Origin of the sequence: Jiangella ureilytica (genome assembly GCF_004348545.1) — a bacterium.
GTDB lineage: Bacteria > Actinomycetota > Actinomycetes > Jiangellales > Jiangellaceae > Jiangella > Jiangella ureilytica.
In genome coordinates this window covers 38347-55958 of the sequence record NZ_SMKL01000015.1, presented here as the reverse complement: position 1 = coordinate 55958, position 17612 = coordinate 38347, and the positions used below count along the sequence as shown (strand labels likewise).

Genomic DNA, 17612 nt, shown 5'->3' with positions numbered 1-17612 from the left:
CGCGTGCGGCACCCCCGGGGCGACCGGCGCGTCAGCCGGCGGCGACGGTTGGCAGCCGACGACCGCGAGGTTCGACGTCGGTCTCCGATGTGGCCGTGTCGCCGCGCAACAGGGCGGGGTCGCCCGGGACCGGCTCGGCGGCGTCGTGGCCGGTGCCGACGATGCGGTTGGCGGAGTCGACGTGCACCACCCGCGGCCGCAGGCGGCGCGCCTCGGCGTCGTCGACCAGCGCGTAGCTGATGAGGATGACGAGGTCGCCGGGCTGGACCAGCCGGGCGGCGGCGCCGTTGATGCCGATGACGCCGGACCCGCGCGGGCCGGCGATGGCGTAGGTGGTGAGCCGGGCGCCGTTGGTGATGTCGACGATGTCGACCTGCTCGCCGGGAAGGAGGTCGGCGGCGTCGAGGAGGTCCTCGTCGACCGTGACCGATCCCACATAGTGGAGGTCGGCCTGCGTCACGGTGGCGCGGTGGATCTTGCCCTTCATCATGGTGCGGAACACGCGTCTACTCCTGGTCTCGCTCGCTCGATGCGGCCGGTGGGCCGTCACCGTCGGCGTCGCCTGCGGGTGCGGGTGCCGACTGCTGCCGGTACCTCGCCATCCATTGTTCTGGAACATCGGCCTTGCGTGCCAGTCGAGCCCGTTCGGCCTGCTCTTCGACGATGGTGCGGGCCTCGGCGGCGTACCGGTGCCGGATGACGGCGTCGACCGGGCCGGGGGTGGTGTCGACCGCCACCGAGGCCAGGCCGAGCCGGCGTTGCAGCGGTCCTTGCACGACCCGCACGCTCTGCGTCTTGGCGTGCGGGACGGTGGTGATGGCCCGGCTCAGCACGCCCTCGCGCACGACGACGACGTGCTCGTCGACGCCGTAGGCCAGCCGCTTCCAGCCGAACGGGCGCAGCCAGCGGGCCGGTCGTGGCGCGTAGCTCAGCGGCACCGACAGCGGGTCGGTGCCGGGCAGCACGTGCCGCAGCACCTCGGCCGCCTCGTCGTAGGTCGCCACCGGCAGCAGTGTGGAGGTGCGCTGGCTGTCCTCGCCCGACTCGCCGCTGTATCCCGCCACGTCCACGTCCAGTCGCACCCAGCCCTTCCCCCTCCACAACAACGGCTGGCGCATGGCTACTCCCTGCACCCGGCCCGGCGGGACGGTCTGGTGCTGGGTGTCGAGCAGGCCCTTGCGGATGCGGTAGCCGTCGGGCGACTCGGCCAGGACGAAGGCGAAGTTGCGGCCGAGCTGCGCCCACAGCGCCGCACCGATGGCGATGATGCCGGGCACCATCGACGACAGCACGCCGAACGTCACGTTGCTGTCGCGGAAGAAGAGGAACGCGATGGCGATGCCGACGATGAACACCACACCGGTGATGAACGCGCCGGACAGCACCGTCGACCAGATCAGGCGGTCCAGCGGCACCTCGTGGACCACCCGCTCCGGCGCCTCGGGGGTGTCGGCGTCGATGCCGGCGGCGCGGGCCAGCAGCTCGGCGCGCAGCCGGACGGCGTCGTCGACGGCGAGGTACTGCAGCGGCGCCTCGGCCTTGCCGCCGCCGGCCACCTCGAGCCGCAGCTCCGAGACGCCGAGCAGGCGGCCGGCCAGCGGGCGGTTGATGTCGACGGCCTGCAGGCGGTCCAGCCGGACCCGGCGCGACCGGCGGTTCAGCACCCCGGAGTCGATGCGCAGCGCGCCGCCGTCGAAGCCGTAGCGGGTGAACCACCACGACATCAGCCCGGTGATCATGCCGATGATCGCGATGGCCAGCACCGTGAGCCCGAACCGGCCCATCTCGCCCGAGCGCAGCGCATCCTGCCCGCCGAACGCGATGGCCGCGGCCAGGAACGCCCAGCCGCGCAGCAGGGGCGTCAGCGGGTGCAGCCGGCGGAAGTGGTCGGGAGTGGGGTCGACCCGGGCGGCCTTGGCGCCCTCGGCCTCGCTCCCGGGCGCACTGGTCACAGACCGGCCGCCTGGGCCTCACCGAGCGCCGACAGCCGGTCGCGCAGCCGCGCGGCCTCGGCGGCCGGAAGGCCGGGAATCTTCGCGTCGGTGGCCGGCGACGCGGTGTGCAGCTGGACGGTGGCCAGCCCGTACCGCCGCTCGAGTGGCCCCGAGGCGACGTCGACGAACTGCATGCGGCCGTACGGCACCACCGTCAGCCGCCGGAACATGACGCCGTGGGTGACCAGCAGGTCGTCGAGCCGCTCGGCGTAGCCCCAGGCCCGCCAGTTGCGCGGAATGAGCCACAGGCCCCACACCAGCGCGACCAGCCCGGCGCCGACGGCGATCAGCACCGCAGGAAGCCCGAAGATCAGCCCGAGCACGACGGCGACGACGGCGGTGCACACGGTCACCGAGACCAGCAGCACCAGCCGGCGCAGGCTCACGAGCTTGCGCGACACCTGCTGCCACGCCTCGCCGGGCGGCGCGAAGAGCTGGTCCTGGTCCACGGCGTCGAGGCTACCTCGCGCCCGGGCGCCGGGCCGCGAGACTCAGCGGACGACGACGGTCTGGACCTCGGCGACCGGCAGGTCGATGGACGTCGCCGGCGAGACCACGGTGCCCAGCGCACCGCCCGCGACCGGGGTGCCGCCCTCCTGGCCGGACCAGGACGCGACGTAGGCGCCGGTGGCGGTGACGGTGTAGGCGAGCCCTGGCGCCCGGGCCGACGATCGCGGGTGCGTCATGCTGCAGCCGGCGGACTCGGGGGTGCCGGACGCGTAGGACGTGCGCGCCTGTTCCGCGGTGCAGCCCACCGACGGGCCGCCGGACGAGCGCACCGAAAGGCGGTCGGGGTCGGCGACGACGGTGGCGGAGTTGTCGCCCGCCGTGGCCGTGACCTCGAGCTGGACGAAGCCGTCGCGCGGACCGTCGCCGGGCGCCACCCAGAACCAGGTGGGCAGGTTGACGTAGGAGTCGGCGACCGGGCTGCGAACGGTGTCGGGCGCCGGGAGCGCGAGATGCTCGAACGCGACCTCGGCCAGCATCTCCGGCGGGACCGGCGGAGGCGGCGGCTGCGGCGGCGTGGTGCCCTCGGCCACCCAGACGGTGTGCGCGCCGCCGTTGGCGGCGACCAACTGGTCGAAGCACTCGCCGGCGGCGTCGAAGTCGCCGTCGACGTTGAGCAGCGTGCCGAACGCCCAGTGCCCCGGCTCGTCGCGGTGCGCCTCGATCTCTTCGAGCGGCGGATACACGAAGGTCTGGTCGTAACCCGGCCCGACCGGGTCGTCGAGCTCGTCGTACTCGAGCGCCCAGTTCTGGTAGGCCCATTCGCCGGTGGCGAACTCCATGACCTCCCAGTAGCACGGCGACGGTACCTCGACGCTGACGGAGACGCCGCCACCGCTGCCGCCGGAGCCGTCACCGCCACCCAGGCCGTTGCCGCTGAGGGAGACCGCCACCGCGGTCAGCTGGCCGTCGCCGGCGTCGCCGCCCACCTGGTCGTCGCCGACGCCGGCATGCGCGGGAACCGTGACGAGAAGGCACAGAGAGCCGGCCGCCAAGCCGGCGAGCAAAGGCGTGGGTACGCGTCGCACCGTCGTCTCCTGAGGTGTCGCCCGTGTGCCCGTTGCTGAGTCGAGTGTACCGTGGCTGCCGGCGACGCTGCTGTCAACCGCAGTCGTGCTCGGCTTGCTGGACGTCGGCGACCACCCAGCGGCCCCCTTCCTGCGCCAGCTGCACCAGCACCGGGATGAGGTCGCCCCGGCTGTCCGGCACCTCGGCGCCCGCGGCGTCGACGTCGTAGGTCTGGCGGCCGTCCATGCAGTCCTGGACCGCGGCGGCCGGGCCGCTGACCGAGACCACGAACGGCTCGATGCGCAGGGTGCCGATGGTGCGGTGGTCCTGGGCGAGCAGCTGCTGCGCCACCGACACCACGCGCTGGCGCTGCGGGTCGATCGTGGCGTCGAGGAACGGCTGGTGGGCGGGGTCGGGGATGCTCAGCGCCTCGAGGTCGGCCCGCCAGTAGCGGAGGTAGGCCTCGTAGACCGCGAGGTCGGCCGCTGCCTCGGGCGGCTCGCCGCCGACCTCGACGGCCCAGTCCTCGGCCGGCTGATCCGTCGGCTCACCCGACGGCCCGGGCGGAGCCGTGTCGTCAACCGACGGTGCCGAGCCCGTCGCGGTGTTCGCCGGGCCGTCGAGTCCGGCCGGCTCGTCGCCGCCGCCCGCCTCGCAGCCCGCCAGCACGATCGACACAGCCAGGACCGACACCGCCACACCGGCGGCGAGTGCTCGCACTCGCATGCCGCCCACCTCGCCAGAACGATCCCTTGCGCCCGCGACGCCGAGCGTACCCGGGCCGCTTGCGATCAGTGGCCGGGATGTCCGGGCGGCACGTACTCGCCGGCCGCCACCTCGACGCCCAGGGTGTTGCCGGGCGGGGCGAGCGGGCAGGTCCAGGCGGGGTCGTAGGCGCAGGACGGGTTGTAGGCGAAGTTGAGATCGATGACCAGGCCGTCGTGCACCGAGCCGCCGAGGTCGGCGCCCTTCACGGTGTCGAGCAGGTAGCGCCCGCCGCCGTACGTCACCCGGCCGGCGGAGGCGTCCTTGATCGGCACGAAGATCCCGCCGCCGTAGGAGTCGAGCCACCACACGTCGAGGTCGCCCAGCGGCAGGTGCAGCCGCCCGACCAGCTCGAACGGGACCACGCCGTCGGTGGCCGTGGGGACCTCGAGCCGCTGCGGCTCGACGTCGGGGTCGACCGGCAGCACGAACCGCAGGCTCGGATCGTAGGGAGCGTGCCGCAGCCCCGCGTACCCGTCGCGCGCCTCGGGCGGGACGGGTGACGCGGGATGGCTGCGGACCAGCTCGTCTCGGCCGGCGACCCAGATCTCGTGGGCGCGCGCCGGGTCCGCCTCGCTCTCGGCCCGCACGCGGGCGTAGAGCGCGTGGACCCGGCGCCGCCAGTCGAGGACGTCGAGCGCGCTGATCGGGGTCAGAGCAGCCCCTTCTCCTCGAGGTATGCCTGCGCGACGTCGGCGGCCTGCTGCCGCTCGGCGTCGACCTGCGCGTTCATCGTGGCGAGGTCCTCGGTGGTGAGCACGTCGGCCAGCTGGTTGAGCACCTCGGCGATGGCGGGGTCGCCCGCAGTCTCGGTGTTGACGACCGGCACGAGGTTGTCCGCCGCCTGCAGGCCCTGGTCGTCCTCGAGCGTCACCAGGTCGAACTGGTCGAGCGTGCCGTCGGTGGTGCCGACCAGACCCAGCTGCGCGTCGCCACGCTGGACCGCCTGCTTGGTCTCGCTGGTGCTGAACCCGGTGGCCAGCGGCGGGTCGACGATGTCGAGGCCGTAGACCGACTCGAGGCCCGGCTCGCAGAACGGGCGGTCGGGGCACTCCTCGACCGCGGCCAGCGTGATGGGCTGGCCCAGCGCGCCGAGGTCGGACAGCGTGGTGAGGCCGTTCTCGTCGGCGAACTGCCGGGTGACGGCGAACGCGTTCTGGCTGGCCGCCTCGGCCGGGTCGAGGAGGGTCAGCCCGCGCTGCTCGGCCAGCGGACGGGCGGCGTCGGCCGTCTCCTGCGCGTCGGAGGTGGCGACGGGCGCGCTGGACGGCGCGTCGGGACCGTTGATGGCGCCGTTGAGGAACTCGGCGAACGTGGCGAGGTACTCGGGGACGACGTCGATCTCGCCGCTCTCGAGCGCCGGCTCGTAGATCTCGCGCGCGTCGACGGACTGGATGTCGACGGTGTACCCGGCGTTCTCGAGCAGCGCCGCGTACATCTCCTGCATGATCAGCATTTCGGTGAAGTTGGCGCCGCCGACGGTGAGCTCACCGCCGCCGCCCTCGCCTCCGCTGCCCTCAGTGGCCGTCGAGTCGCCGCCGCCCTCGCCCTCTTCGAACGGGTCGTCGTCGCCGCCGCACGCCGTCAGCGACAGCGCCAGGCCGGCCGTGGCGGCCAGCACGGCCGCACGTCTGCTCATGGTCATGACATTCACCGGTGTCACCTTCTGTGTCCCGTGACGGCCCTTTCGGCCGTCACGCGTGTCCGGCGAGCACCTGGACAGCGCCCGCGTTCAGAGCAACTCAACTACGCGCCACTGACAACCTCGTCCCGTATCACCGGCATTCCCCGGTCACGATCGGGTAGGGGCCCCCGGCGCCGCCGCGCCCCGCGCATGGGGTCGACGGCCCGCTGCAGCCACGCCATCAGACCCTCGACCACCAGGGCCAGCACGCAGACGATGATCGCGCCGCCGATGATCTGCGGCACGTCCTGGCGGCCGAAGCCGCTGGTGATGATGCGGCCCAGGCCCGGGCCGGAGATCACCGCGGCCAGGGTCGCCGTCGCGACGATCTGCACCGTCGCCAGCCGCACCCCGCCCATGATCAGCGGGGTCGCCAGGGGCAGCTCGACGCCGCGCAGCAGCTGGGTGCCGTTCATGCCCATGCCACGGGCGGCCTCGACGGCGTCGCGGTCGACCTCGCGCATGCCGACGTAGGTGTTGGTGAGGATCGGTGGGATGCCGAACAGCACCAGCGCGATGATGGTCGTCCAGTTCGAGAGGCCCAGCGGCGTCATGTAGAGCATCGCCAGGATCGCGAAGGTGGGCACCGCGCGGCCGATGTTGCTGATGTTGATGGCCAGCGTCCCACCCCGGCCCATGTGTCCGAGCCAGAGCCCGACGGGCAGCGCGACGGCGCAGGCGAGCAGCACCGACACGCCGCTGATCCACAAGTGCTCGACCAGCCGGGTGGCCACCCCCGTGGGGCCGGACCAGTTGTCCGGATCGAACAGCCAGGTCAGGCCGTCCAGCAGCCCGTTCATGCGGTCACCGTCCGTCGCCAGGGAGTGAGCGCGCGTTGCAGGCCGAGCAGCAGTCCGTCGGCGATCAGCGCCAGCACCACGCAGAGCACCGAGGCCGTCAGCACCTCGGCGTGGAAGTTGCTGCTCAAGCCGCGGTTGATGAGGTTGCCCAGCCCGCCGTGGTTGACGATCATGCCGACCGTCGTCAGCGCGATGGTCGACACCGTCGCCACCCGGAGCGAGGCGAAGATCGCCGGCACGGCCAGCGGCAGCTCGACCTTGCGCAGCAGCCGGAAGCCGTCGTATCCCATGCCTACGGCCGCCTCGCGGACGTCGCCGGGTACGGCGTCGAGGCCGGCCAGGATGCCCCTGACCAGGATGGTCAGCGAGTACAGCACCAACCCGATGACGACCGTGGTGGCGGAGATTCCGGTGAAGGGCAGCAGCAGCGAGAACATCGCCAGCGACGGCAGGGTGTACAGCGCCGTCGACGTGCCGAGGATCGCGCCGCGCAGCCAGCCGACCCGGCGGGCGAGCACCGCCAGCACCAGGGCCACGGCGAAGCCGATGACCACGGAGAGCACGGTGATGGTGACGTGCTGGCCGAGCGCCTCGGTGATGTCGTCGCGGCGGGTGCGGACGTACTCGCCACACACCCAGTCGTTGCGCACGAGGCAGTTGTCGGCGAGGGTTGCGTCATGAGCGGGCCCGAAGAGCGCCATTCCCGTGACGCTACCGAACAGCCGATGATTCGTCTCGACCGCGTGTCCAAGAAATACCCCGACGGCACTGTGGCGGTGCAGGAACTCACCCTCGAGGTGCAGCGCGGCGAGCTGGTCGTGCTGGTCGGCCCATCGGGCTGCGGCAAGACCACGACCATGAAGATGGTCAACCGCCTGGTCGAGCCCACCGGCGGCCGCATCGTCGTCGACGGCACCGACGTCACCGACGCCGACCCCGTCGCCCTGCGCCGCGGCATCGGCTACGTCATCCAGAACGTCGGGCTGTTCCCGCACCGCACCATCGAGGAGAACATCGCCGTCGTCCCCCAGCTGGTCGGCTGGCCGCGCAAGCGCCGGAACGAGCGGGCGCGCGAGCTGATGGAACTGGTCGGCCTCGACCCCGCGGTGCACGGCCGGCGGTACCCGCACGAACTCTCCGGCGGCCAGCGCCAGCGCGTCGGCGTGGCCCGCGCGCTCGCCGTCGACCCGCCCGTCCTGCTCATGGACGAGCCGTTCAGCGCCGTCGACCCCGTCGTCCGCTCGCAGCTGCAGGACGAGTTCCTGCGGCTGCAGGGCGACGTCCGCAAGACCATCCTGTTCGTCACGCACGACATCGAGGAGGCGGTCCGGCTCGGCGACCGCATCGCGGTGTTCAAGCAGGGCGGGCTCCTCGAGCAGTTCGACACCCCGGCCGCCATCCTCGGCGCGCCGGCCACGGAGTTCGTCGCCGACTTCGTGGGCGCCGACCGCGGTCTCAAGCGGCTCTCCGTCACGTCCATCACCCCGGCCGACCTCGAGCACCCCACCGTCGTCCGTGCCGACGACGACGTCACCGCGGCCCTCGCGGCGCTGGGCGACGAGCGGTGGGCGGTCGTGCTCGACGGCGACGGCGGGCTCGCCGGGTGGGTGGGTCGCGACATGCTGACGGGATCCGGCTCGGTGGGCGAGCGGGCCCGGCGCATGGAGGCGTGGGTGCGGCTCGACGACACCCTCAAGGTGGCCTTCGCCGAGATGCTGCAGTGGAACGCCGGCTGGATCGCCGTCCTCGACCCCGACGACGACCGCTACCTGGGCGTGCTGACACCGTCGACGCTGCACGCGGCCCTGCGCCGGTCGGTCGAGGCCGACGCGAAGGACGTCGCCCGGGCCGAGGTGGTGCTCGAGTCGGTGCAGAACGCCTGAGGGGCCTCCGTCAGGCGGTTCGTGCGGCCGGCCGGGCAGCCGTCAGGCGCTGCGCTCCTGGCGCTCGACCGGGGCGGAGCTCTTCTTGAGGTCGACCTCAGGGAGCAGCTCGGTGTTCTTGTCCTCCCACTTGATGAGGTCGACCACCGTCGGGGCCTCGGAGAGGTCGGGCCACAGGTCGTTCCACTCCGCACCCTCGGCCAGCCGGGCCAGTTCGACGCTGGGCGTCGACGCGCCGGGGCGGGCGCTGCGGGCGGCCGCGATCTCGGCCTCGAGCATGTCCAGCTTGCCCCGCATGACGTCGATGCGCTCAGACGCGACGTCGAGCAGGCCGACCATGTGGTCGGTGAACTCGCGGTGCTCCTCGGAGTACCGGGCGTGCGCCTCGGAGTACTCGGCGGCCTGCTCGGCTCGCACCGTTGCCACCTCGACGCGCAGCTTGCGCTCGAGACGCAGCACGAAGGCACCCAGGACGGTGGCCGCAACGGCGCCGGCGGCGGCGGCGATGCGAGGCCACGGCCCGTCGATGACCAGGGCGGCAGCTGTCAGCGCGATGGCCGCCGCCGGTGCGGCGACGGCGAGCAGGCGGACAGCGGTGAGTCGGCGGCGGTGACGGACGGAGGCCATGGGCGTCACCGTACCTTCTTGTACGGCGCGAATCGGACTTCACACGCCGGGCCACACCAGGAACTTCCGTCCCGCATTCACCAGCGCTCCCGGGCCGAGGTCTACGGGCTGTCATCCGGGTCTCCGCTCTGCTCGTGGCAGAGCGGAGAAGGCTCGCGCGCGTGAGCGGGTTACGGTGCTCGCCATGCCGAAGGTGCACGTCAACGGAGCCGATCTCGCCTACGACGATGCCGGGTACGGCCCGGTCGTGATTCTCGTCCACGGGGCGCTGGGCGATCGCCGCATGTGGGACCACCAGTTCACCGCCCTGGCCGCCACCGGGTACCGCGTGGTCCGGTACGACTGGCGCGGGTACGGCGAGTCAGGCGACGCCGCCGGGGAGTTCGCCCACCACGCCGACCTGCTGGCGCTCATGGACGCCCTCGGCATCGAGCGGGCCGCGCTGGCCGGCAACTCCTACGGCGGCGCCTACGCCGTCGACGTCGCGCTGGCGGCGCCGGAGCGGGTGAGGTCGCTGGCGCTCATCGCGTCCGGGCTGTCCGGGCACGAGTGGCCGGCGGCGATGCTGGAGCTCGCCCGCGATCGCATCCTCGCCGCGGTGCCGGCCGAACGGCTGCAGCGCTACCGCGACCGCACGGCCGAGCAGATCGACCCGGCCGACGTCGACGCGATGGCGGAGGCGCAGCTGCGGCTCATGGCCGTAGGGCCGGACCGGGAGCCCTCCGACCTCGACCCCTGCGTCTGGGAGCAGGCGATGCGCATGTGCCGGCTCGTGTTCGAGCGCGAGTGGGGCGGACCGGCGTCCACCGAGCTGGGCGCGCGGCCGCCGGCGAAGGGCCGGCTGCACGAGATCGCCGCCCCCACGCTGGTGGTCAACGGGCTCGCGGACCTGTCGTACGTCCAGGAGGTGTCCGGCCTGCTCAGCGAGGGGATCCCCGGCGCGAAGCGGGTCGACCTGGACGACACCGGGCACCTGCCCTCCATCGAGCGGCCGGCCGAGGTGACGGCGCTGCTGACGGAGTTCCTGGGGAAGCCCACTCAGGCCGGGTGAGCGCCGTTGTCCTCGTCGGACGGCGGCGGGACCTCGCCGGCCCGCTCCAGCCGCACCGCTGCCACCGTCAGGACCACGGCGGCCACCACGACGGCGGCGGACAGGACGGCGCGGTTGCGGCCCATCGGGGAGTCGAGTGCGTCGAGGGCGAGCAGCCCGAGACCGGTGTAGATGCCCACGAGGACCGCGCCGAAGTACTCCGACGCCTTGGCGAGGGCGACCGAGCGGGCCACGCGCAGGGCGTCGATGCGCCGGTCGAAGCGGCGCTCGGTGATCCAGCCGGTCACCGCGCGGGCGCCGGCGAACATCGCGATCGCGAGGAAGATCAGCAGCAGCGGCAGCACCCAGGGCACGGGCGGGAGCGCGCCGGACATGGCGTCGACCACCCGGCCGATCGACCAGCCGATCGGGACCGCCACGAGGGCGACCCAGATCAGCGAGCCGATCTTCGTCCGCTGCACGGTGGCCGTCAGGCCGGGATCTCGAGCGTCTCGTCCAGCCGGCGCACGCCGGTGGCGTCGACGGCGGAGCTGAGCTCGACGACGCGGCCGAGGCCGGGAACGGTGAACTCGGGGTCGACGTCGGCCCACGGGACGAGCACGAAGGCGCGTTCGGCCAGCCTCGGGTGCGGCACCCGCAGGTCGTCGTCGTCGGAGGTGACGTCGCCGACCGCCAGCACGTCGATGTCGAGGGTGCGCGGCGCGTTCGGCACGCCGCGGGTGCGGCCGTAGGCGGCCTCGGTGGACTGCGCCCGTTCCATGAGCGAGCGCGGCGACAGGGTGGTGTCGACGACGAGGACGGCGTTGAGGAACTTCGGGGAGTCGGCCGGGGCGTCCACCGCCTCGGACTCGTACACCGGCGACACCGCCACCGGCACGATCTCCGAGGAGTCGGTCAGCGTGTCGACGGCCGCCTGCAGGAACTCGATGCGGTCGCCCAGGTTGCTGCCCAGCGCGAACGCCGTGCGCCGCAGCGGACGCAGATCACCGGTCAGGGTGTCGGCGTCGACGACGTTGGGGTTGGGGACATTGGTCACGTTCTGGCCCTTCGAATCGTCACGGTCACGTCGCCGAACGGCACCGTCAGCGGCGCCTCCGGCTTGTGCACGGTCACTTCCGCGGCCTCTATCCTGGGGTCTTCCAGGCAGAGGTCGGCGATGCGCTGGGCGAGCGTCTCGACCAGTCGGACCGGCTCCCCCGAGACGAGGCCGACCACCCGCTCCGCAAGACTGCCATAGTCGACGGTGTCGGTCAGGTCGTCGGTCTCAGCCGCCGCGCGCACGTCGACGTCGAGTGCGACGTCGACGACGAAGGTCTGGCCGTTCTCCCGTTCGTGGTCGAACCAGCCATGGCGTCCGCGGGCGGTCAGGCCGTGCAGCTCGATGCGGTCAGGCACTCGACTTCTCCTCACGGTTCGGGCCGTGCACGCCACGCTCGCCCACTCCGACGTTCGACCGTCCTGGACCGACGACTCGCGGGGAGCCTTCGGCCCCCGGCCGACGCCGGTGTGCACGGCCCCCCACGGGCGACCCTAGTCGCCCAGCCCTGGTCACGGCGCCCCGGTCGGAGGTGCGATCGGCCACGGTCCGGCTCATCCCCGCGCCAGGCGGGCCGCGACCCGGACGGCGTCGAGCGTGGCGGGCACGGTGTGCACCCGGACGCACCAGGCGCCGGCCAGCGCGATCGTCGTCGACAGCGCGTCGGTGGCGGCGTCGCGGCCGGCCGGCGGACGGCGTTCGCCGGTCGCCGGGTCGGCCAGCAGCTCGCCCAGGAACGTCTTGCGCGACGCCGCGACCAGCAGCGGCAGCTCCAGCGCGTGCAGCTCGGCCAGCCGGGCCAGCAGCGTCCAGTTGTGGTCCCAGGTCTTGGCGAAACCGAGCCCCGGGTCGACGGCGATGTGCTCGGGCCGGATGCCGGCGGCCAAAGCGGCGTCGACCCGCGGCCGCAGCTCGGCCAGCACGTCCGCGACGACGTCGCCGTACACCGCCTGCTCCTGCATGTGGTCGGAGTGCCCGCGCCAGTGCATCAGCACGATGGGGACGCCCGCCTCGGCCACGACGCGCAGCATGTCCGGGTCGGCCAGCCCGCCGGACACGTCGTTGACCAGCCGGGCCCCGGCCTCGAGCGCGGGTGCCGCGACCTCGGCCCGCATGGTGTCGACGGAGACGACGGCGCCGGCCGCGGCCAGCTCGCGGATGACCGGAAGCACGCGCCGTCGTTCCTCGTCGGGCGTCGGCCGCTCCGCGCCCGGGCGGGTGGACTCGCCGCCGACGTCGACCAGGTCCGCACCCTGCGAGACCAGCTGCAGCCCGTGCTCGATGGCGTCGCCGGGCTCGTACCAGAACCCGCCGTCGGAGAAGGAGTCGGGCGTCACGTTCACGACGCCCATGACGAGCGCGCGCGGCGGCTGCGGGAGCCCCGCGACGTAGCGCACCGGCCGGCCGGTGCTCGTCGGCGCCGCAGCGTTCATCCGCGCTGCAGCGCGATGTCGGTGCGGTGGTGGCTGCCCTCGAGCGAGATCAGCCCGACGGCCTCGTAGGCGCGGGCGCGGGCCTCGTCGAGGTCCTCGCCCACGCCGGTGACCGAGAGCACCCGGCCGCCGCTGGACACCACGGCACCGTCGGCGTCGAGCCGGGTGCCGGCGTGCAGCACCTCGACGCCCTTGACGGCGGCCGCCTCGGCCAGGCCCTCGATGCGGTCGCCGGTGCGCGGCGCCGCCGGGTAGCCGTGGGCGGCGACGACGACGGTGACGGCGGAGCCGTCCTGCCACACCGGCTCCGGGTGCTGGGCGAGCGTCCCCGTCGCGGCGGAGCGCAGCAGCCCGCCGAGGCCGGAGCGCAGCCGGATCAGCACGGCCTGCGTCTCGGGGTCGCCGAACCGGGCGTTGAACTCGACGACGCGCACGCCGCGCGACGTGAGCGCCAGGCCCGTGTAGAGCAGTCCGGCGAACGGCGTGCCGCGGCGCAGCATCTCGTCGATGGTCGGCTGGACGACGCGCTCCATGACGTCGGCGACCAGGTCGTCCGGCGCCCACGGAAGCGGCGTGTAGGCGCCCATGCCGCCGGTGTTGGGGCCCTCGTCGCCGTCGTGGGCGCGCTTGAAGTCCTGGGCCGGCGTGAGCGGCACCGCCACCCGGCCGTCGGTGACGCAGAACAGCGAGACCTCGGGGCCGTCGAGGTACTCCTCGATGACCACGCGGCCGCAGGCCTCGGCGTGTGCGATGGCGGCCTCGCGGTCGTCGGTGACGACGACGCCCTTGCCGGCGGCCAGGCCGTCGTCCTTCACGACGTACGGCGCGCCGAAGCGGTCCAGTGCGGCCTCGATCTCGGCGCGGGTCTCGCAGACCACCGCCATGGCCGTCGGCACGCCGGCCGCGGCCATGATCTCCTTCGCGAAGGCCTTCGACCCCTCGAGCTTCGCCGCGCGCGCCGACGGCCCGAAGCAGGCGATGCCGCGCGCCTTGACGGCGTCGGTGACGCCCGCGACCAGCGGACCCTCGGGCCCGACGACGACGAGGTCGACCCCCAGCCGCGCGGCCAGGTCGGCGACCGCCTCGGGCTGGTCCGCCACGACCGAGTGGACGGCGACGTCGGCGGCGATGCCCGCGTTGCCCGGCGCCGCGTGCAGCTCGGAGACCTCGGGGTCGCGCAGCAGGCAGCGGACCAGGGCGTGCTCTCGCGCGCCGGAACCGATGACGAGTACCTTCACGGACGCCGACCCTATCGGGCGGGCCCGGCGACACCATCCATTACGGTGGACGGTGATGAGCGAACGATGGATCGACCTCGTCGGCGCGGTCAACGTCCGCGACCTCGGCGGGCTGCCCACGACTGACGGCGGCGCCACCCGGTTCGGCCGGGTCCTGCGCTCCGACAACCTGCAGGACCTCATCGACGACGACGTCCGCGTGCTCACCGGTGAGCACGGCCTGCGCGACGTCGTCGACCTGCGCACGACCTTCGAGGTCACGTCCGAGGGGCCGGGCCCGCTGACCCGGGTGCCCGAGGTCACCGTCCACCACCTGTCGCTCTATCCCGAGGTCGGCACCACCACCGACGTCGAGGCCGACAGCGTGCTGCCGTGGTCCGGCGGCAACGACGCCATCTGGGTCGACACCGGCGTCTACTACACCAACTACCTGCGCAACCGGCCCGGAAACGTCGTGGCGGCGCTGCGCACGATGACGGCGTCCGACGGCGCCACGCTGGTGCACTGCGCGGCCGGCAAGGACCGCACCGGTGTGGTGTGCGCCCTGGCGCTGTCCGTCGCCGGCGTCGACCGGCAGGCCATCGTCGACGACTACGTGCAGACCGGCGAGCGCATCGACGCCATCATGAGCCGGCTCAAGGCGACGGCCACCTATGCCGCCGACCTCGAGGGCCGGCCCCACCACGAGAACCTGCCGCGTGCGGAGTCGATGCACGCCTTCCTCGACTTCATCGAGACCGAGTTCGGCAGCGCCGACCGCTGGCTCGGGCTGCACGGCTGGACCGCCGACGACACCGCCGCGCTACGGGCCCACCTGGTCGGCTGACCCGAGGGCCGCGAGCAGCCGCTCCCTGACAGCCGGCCACTCCGCGCTCAGGATCGAGTAGTAGACGGTGTCGCGCCAGCTGCCGTCGGGGCGGCGCATGTGGTGGCGCAGCACGCCCTCGCGCCGCGCGCCCAGCCGCTCGATGGCCCGCTGCGACCGCTCGTTGCGGTGGTCGGTCTTCAGTGCCACCCGCTCGAGCCCGAGCGTCTCGAACGCGTGCCCGATGACCAGCAGCTTCGTCGCCGTGTTGACCTCGGTGCGCCACCACGCCGGGCCGATCCACGTCGACCCCACCTCGACCCGCCGGTTGGCCGCGTCGATGTCGAGGTAGGACGTGGACCCGACGACCCGGCCGTCGGCGCGGCGACGGATCGCCCAGGCCGCGACCTCGCCGCGCGCGGCCTTGTCCAGCGACTGCCGCAGCGGCCCGGCCAGCCCGCCGTCCGGGTCCGGCCGCCAGGTGAACACCCAGCGGAACAGCTCGTCCGGCTCCGAGACGGCGGCCTCGAGCTCACCCCGATGCGCCACCGTCAACGGTTCCAGCTCGATCCAGGGGTTCACCAGGGGAACGGCGACGATCACCGGTCCATCTTGTCCTATGCCTCGCTGAGGCCGACCCGGGCGTGCAGCCGGCGCAGCGCTCGCGGCGCGTACCAGGCGTGCCGGCCGAGCAGCCGCATCGACGCCGGCACCAGGACCCCGCGGACCACCGTCGCGTCGAGCAGGATCGCCAGCCCGCAGCCGAGCCCGAACAGCTGCAGGAAGCTCACCTGCCCGGTGATGAACGCGAAGAACGAGACCGCGAGCAGCGCCGCCGCCGTCGTCACGATGCGCCCGGTGCGGGCGAGGCCGGCGACGGTGGCGTCGTGGATGCTCGCGCCCGCGTCGAGCTGCTCGCGGATCCGGCTCATGACGAACACCTCGTAGTCCATCGAGAGCCCGAAGACGATGCAGAACACCAGCAGGAGCATCGCGGTGTTCAGCGGCGCCAGTGTGAAGCCGAGCACGGACGACAGGGCGCCGTCCTGGAAGACCATGACCAGCACGCCGAACGTCGCGGCGAGCACCAGCACGTTCGACAGCAGTGCCCGGACCGGCTGCACGACGCTGCCGGTGAAGAGGAACAGGATCACGAACGTCGTCAGGGCGATCATCGCGGCGGCCACCGGCAGCCCGGCGCCGACGGCGTCCAGGGTGTCCACCAGCTGTGCGCTCGAGCCGCCGACCAGCGCGTCCGTCCCGTCGGGCGGTGGCACCGCGCGAACGTCGCGGACCAGGTCGCGGGCCGCGCCGGAGGTCGGGTCGGCGGCGGTGACGACGGAGATCAGCTCGTGCCCGGGGGCCGACGACTGGACCTCCACGACCTCCACCCCGGGGAGCCCGGCCAGACGGTCGGTGTAGGCCGCGAGCGCGGCCTCGTCGACCGGCCCGGTCGTGACCACGTCGAGCGCGTTGGCCTCGCCGGCCGGGAAGTCGTCGCGCAGCGCGTCGCCGACCTGGCGGCTCTCTGCCGACGTCGGCAGCACGCGGTCGTCGGGCATGCCGAAGGTGATGTCGAGCACCGGTGCGGCCAGCGCCAGCAGCACGCCGGCCACCGGCAGCACCGCGAGCGCGGGCCGGCGCATGACCCCGCGGGCGAGCCGGCCCCAGAACGGCGCCTCGGCGCTGCGGGCGCCACGGGTCCACGGCACCCGGCCCGCGTCGACCCGGTGGCCGAGCACGGTGAGCAGGGCCGGCAGCACCGTCAGCACGGCGACGACGGAGATCGCGACGACCCCGATGCCGGCGTAGGCGAACGAGCGCAGGAAGTACAGCGGGAAGACCAGCAGAGCGGCCAGCGCCGCCGCGACCGCCAGGCCGCTGAACACGACCGCCCGTCCGGCCGTGCGCACCGTCCGCACGACGGCGGCCGGCACGTCGCCGTCGTGCGCGAGCTCCTCGCGGAACCGGCCGACCACCAGGAGTGCGTAGTCGATGGCCAGACCCAGGCCGAGCGCCGTCGTCAGGTTGATCGAGAAGACGGAGACGTCGGTGTTCGCGGCCAGGATCGCCAGCTCGGCGAACGTCCCGACGATCGCGATCGCGCCGATGGCCAGCGGTAGCAGCGCCGCGACGAGACTCCCGAACGCGAACACCAGCAGCACGAGGATCAGCGGGACGGCGATCGCCTCGGCCACCAGCAGGTCGGCGGCCACCTGCTCGACGACGTCGTCCTGGACCACCGCCGGCCCACCGGCGACCACGGTCAGGCCCTCCTGGTCGCCGGCGTCGCCGGTGCGGAAGGAGTCGACGACGGCGGCCGCGGCGTCGGAGTCCGGATCGGCCAGTGTCACCAGGACCAGCGCCTGGGTGCCGTCCTCGGAGCGCAGCGTCGGCGCGCCCGTGGTCCAGTACGACCGCGCACCGGTCACCGCCGGGTCGGCGGCGATCCGCTCAGTCAGCGCGGTGCCGGCGGCCGCGGCGTCGTCGACGGTGCCGGATCCGGCGGTGGCCAGCAGCACCAGGTCGGCCTGCCCGCCGGCCGCGTCGATCAGCTCGGCCGCCGCGACGGACTCGGCCTCGGGGTCGGTGAAGCCCTCGGACCGCAGCTGGCCGAACGCGCCGGCGCCGACGACCCCCGCGCCGGCGAGCACGACGACGGCGACGGCCAGGACCGCCCGGGCATGGCGCACGACGAAGGCCGCGAGTTGGTCCAGCATGTGCGTTCCTCACAGATGTGGGCAGCCGTAAACTTGACAGGTGTTAACTTGCCATCGATGT

General features: G+C 73.3%; 20 protein-coding genes. 3 read left to right on the top strand and 17 right to left on the bottom strand.

All coding sequences use genetic code 11. The features are described from left to right. Positions 1–31: 31 nt before the first annotated feature. The 9 genes from panD to E1212_RS08900 all read right to left on the bottom strand — a co-directional run bounded on the left by panD (position 32) and on the right by E1212_RS08900 (position 7459). Positions 32–502, bottom strand: a complete 471-nt coding sequence (panD, locus tag E1212_RS08940; RefSeq protein WP_131981447.1) for an aspartate 1-decarboxylase — start codon at positions 500–502, stop codon at positions 32–34. A gap of 4 nt (positions 503–506) precedes the next feature. Continuing rightward, positions 507–1952, bottom strand: a complete 1446-nt coding sequence (locus E1212_RS08935; RefSeq protein WP_131981445.1) for a PH domain-containing protein — start codon at positions 1950–1952, stop codon at positions 507–509. Further along, positions 1949–2443: a PH domain-containing protein gene (locus E1212_RS08930; RefSeq protein WP_203416660.1), complete on the bottom strand. Its 495-nt coding sequence runs from the start codon at positions 2441–2443 to the stop codon at positions 1949–1951. The genes E1212_RS08935 and E1212_RS08930 overlap by 4 nt, the downstream gene beginning before the upstream one ends. A gap of 42 nt (positions 2444–2485) precedes the next feature. Next, entirely contained in the window at positions 2486–3529 is a 1044-nt protein-coding gene (locus E1212_RS08925) for a hypothetical protein (protein WP_131981444.1), read from the bottom strand. Positions 3530–3602: 73 nt separating this feature from the next. Then, positions 3603–4235 carry a hypothetical protein gene (locus E1212_RS08920; protein WP_131981442.1) on the bottom strand — a complete coding sequence of 211 codons (633 nt, stop codon included), beginning with the start codon at positions 4233–4235 and terminating at the stop codon, positions 3603–3605. Positions 4236–4300: 65 nt separating this feature from the next. Continuing rightward, the gene (locus E1212_RS08915) at positions 4301–4864 is read right to left on the bottom strand and encodes a DUF1684 domain-containing protein (protein WP_203416658.1); all 564 of its coding nucleotides are present in this window, start codon (positions 4862–4864) and stop codon (positions 4301–4303) included. 62 nt (positions 4865–4926) lie between these two features. Further along, a complete protein-coding gene (locus E1212_RS08910; protein ID WP_131981440.1) occupies positions 4927–5913 on the bottom strand; it encodes an ABC transporter substrate-binding protein in 987 nt (328 codons plus the stop codon). 107 nt (positions 5914–6020) lie between these two features. Then, entirely contained in the window at positions 6021–6758 is a 738-nt protein-coding gene (locus tag E1212_RS08905; protein WP_131981438.1) for an ABC transporter permease, read from the bottom strand. Beyond that, positions 6755–7459 (bottom strand): ABC transporter permease, encoded by a 705-nt coding sequence (locus E1212_RS08900; protein ID WP_131981436.1) that lies wholly within the window; start codon positions 7457–7459, stop codon positions 6755–6757. The genes E1212_RS08905 and E1212_RS08900 overlap by 4 nt, the downstream gene beginning before the upstream one ends. A 24-nt stretch (positions 7460–7483) precedes the next feature. On the opposite strand from E1212_RS08900, the gene E1212_RS08895 reads away from it, so the two are divergent. Beyond that, complete coding sequence (locus tag E1212_RS08895) at positions 7484–8641, top strand: ABC transporter ATP-binding protein (RefSeq protein WP_131981434.1); 1158 nt, start codon at positions 7484–7486, stop codon at positions 8639–8641. A gap of 42 nt (positions 8642–8683) precedes the next feature. Here the strand turns inward: E1212_RS08895 and E1212_RS08890 are convergent, their stop codons facing one another. After that, positions 8684–9268, bottom strand: a complete 585-nt coding sequence (locus E1212_RS08890; protein ID WP_131981432.1) for a hypothetical protein — start codon at positions 9266–9268, stop codon at positions 8684–8686. A 184-nt stretch (positions 9269–9452) separates the two neighbouring features. On the opposite strand from E1212_RS08890, the gene E1212_RS08885 reads away from it, so the two are divergent. Continuing rightward, the gene (locus E1212_RS08885) at positions 9453–10319 is read left to right on the top strand and encodes an alpha/beta fold hydrolase (RefSeq protein WP_131981430.1); all 867 of its coding nucleotides are present in this window, start codon (positions 9453–9455) and stop codon (positions 10317–10319) included. Here E1212_RS08885 and E1212_RS08880 read toward each other — a convergent pair. The 5 genes from E1212_RS08880 to purD form a co-directional block, all read right to left on the bottom strand. Next, the gene (locus E1212_RS08880; protein ID WP_162605397.1) at positions 10307–10780 is read right to left on the bottom strand and encodes a DUF3180 domain-containing protein; all 474 of its coding nucleotides are present in this window, start codon (positions 10778–10780) and stop codon (positions 10307–10309) included. The two genes, E1212_RS08885 and E1212_RS08880, sit on opposite strands and share 13 nt — an antisense overlap. Positions 10781–10788: 8 nt before the next feature. Next, positions 10789–11355 (bottom strand): 2-amino-4-hydroxy-6-hydroxymethyldihydropteridine diphosphokinase, encoded by a 567-nt coding sequence (gene folK, locus E1212_RS08875; protein WP_131981426.1) that lies wholly within the window; start codon positions 11353–11355, stop codon positions 10789–10791. Then, positions 11352–11714 (bottom strand): dihydroneopterin aldolase, encoded by a 363-nt coding sequence (gene folB, locus E1212_RS08870; RefSeq protein WP_131981424.1) that lies wholly within the window; start codon positions 11712–11714, stop codon positions 11352–11354. Before folB ends, folK begins: the two co-directional genes overlap by 4 nt. A gap of 195 nt (positions 11715–11909) precedes the next feature. Next, positions 11910–12788, bottom strand: a complete 879-nt coding sequence (gene folP / locus E1212_RS08865; RefSeq protein WP_131981422.1) for a dihydropteroate synthase — start codon at positions 12786–12788, stop codon at positions 11910–11912. Next, on the bottom strand, positions 12785–14026 hold the full coding sequence (purD, locus tag E1212_RS08860) for a phosphoribosylamine--glycine ligase (RefSeq protein WP_131981420.1): 1242 nt from the start codon (positions 14024–14026) through the stop codon (positions 12785–12787). Before purD ends, folP begins: the two co-directional genes overlap by 4 nt. A 55-nt stretch (positions 14027–14081) precedes the next feature. Between purD and E1212_RS08855 the strand changes: the two genes are divergently transcribed. After that, the gene (locus E1212_RS08855) at positions 14082–14852 is read left to right on the top strand and encodes a tyrosine-protein phosphatase (protein ID WP_131981418.1); all 771 of its coding nucleotides are present in this window, start codon (positions 14082–14084) and stop codon (positions 14850–14852) included. Here E1212_RS08855 and E1212_RS08850 read toward each other — a convergent pair. Next, positions 14829–15434: a GNAT family N-acetyltransferase gene (locus E1212_RS08850; RefSeq protein WP_131981416.1), complete on the bottom strand. Its 606-nt coding sequence runs from the start codon at positions 15432–15434 to the stop codon at positions 14829–14831. The two genes, E1212_RS08855 and E1212_RS08850, sit on opposite strands and share 24 nt — an antisense overlap. 14 nt (positions 15435–15448) lie before the next feature. Further along, complete coding sequence (locus E1212_RS08845; protein ID WP_131981414.1) at positions 15449–17551, bottom strand: MMPL family transporter; 2103 nt, start codon at positions 17549–17551, stop codon at positions 15449–15451. Positions 17552–17612 lie beyond the last annotated feature (61 nt).

Bases quoted from the DNA above. Each gene is read 5' to 3' on its own strand.
- E1212_RS08920 (WP_131981442.1), bottom strand. From the start codon at position 4,235: ATGCGAGTGCGAGCACTCGCCGCCGGTGTGGCGGTGTCGGTCCTGGCT.
- E1212_RS08910 (WP_131981440.1), bottom strand. From the start codon at position 5,913: ATGAGCAGACGTGCGGCCGTGCTGGCCGCCACGGCCGGCCTGGCGCTG.
- E1212_RS08905 (WP_131981438.1), bottom strand. From the start codon at position 6,758: ATGAACGGGCTGCTGGACGGCCTGACCTGGCTGTTCGATCCGGACAAC.
- E1212_RS08900 (WP_131981436.1), bottom strand. From the start codon at position 7,459: ATGGCGCTCTTCGGGCCCGCTCATGACGCAACCCTCGCCGACAACTGC.
- E1212_RS08895 (WP_131981434.1), top strand. From the start codon at position 7,484: ATGATTCGTCTCGACCGCGTGTCCAAGAAATACCCCGACGGCACTGTG.
- E1212_RS08890 (WP_131981432.1), bottom strand. From the start codon at position 9,268: ATGGCCTCCGTCCGTCACCGCCGCCGACTCACCGCTGTCCGCCTGCTC.
- E1212_RS08885 (WP_131981430.1), top strand. From the start codon at position 9,453: ATGCCGAAGGTGCACGTCAACGGAGCCGATCTCGCCTACGACGATGCC.
- folP (WP_131981422.1), bottom strand. From the start codon at position 12,788: ATGAACGCTGCGGCGCCGACGAGCACCGGCCGGCCGGTGCGCTACGTC.
- E1212_RS08855 (WP_131981418.1), top strand. From the start codon at position 14,082: ATGAGCGAACGATGGATCGACCTCGTCGGCGCGGTCAACGTCCGCGAC.
- E1212_RS08845 (WP_131981414.1), bottom strand. From the start codon at position 17,551: ATGCTGGACCAACTCGCGGCCTTCGTCGTGCGCCATGCCCGGGCGGTC.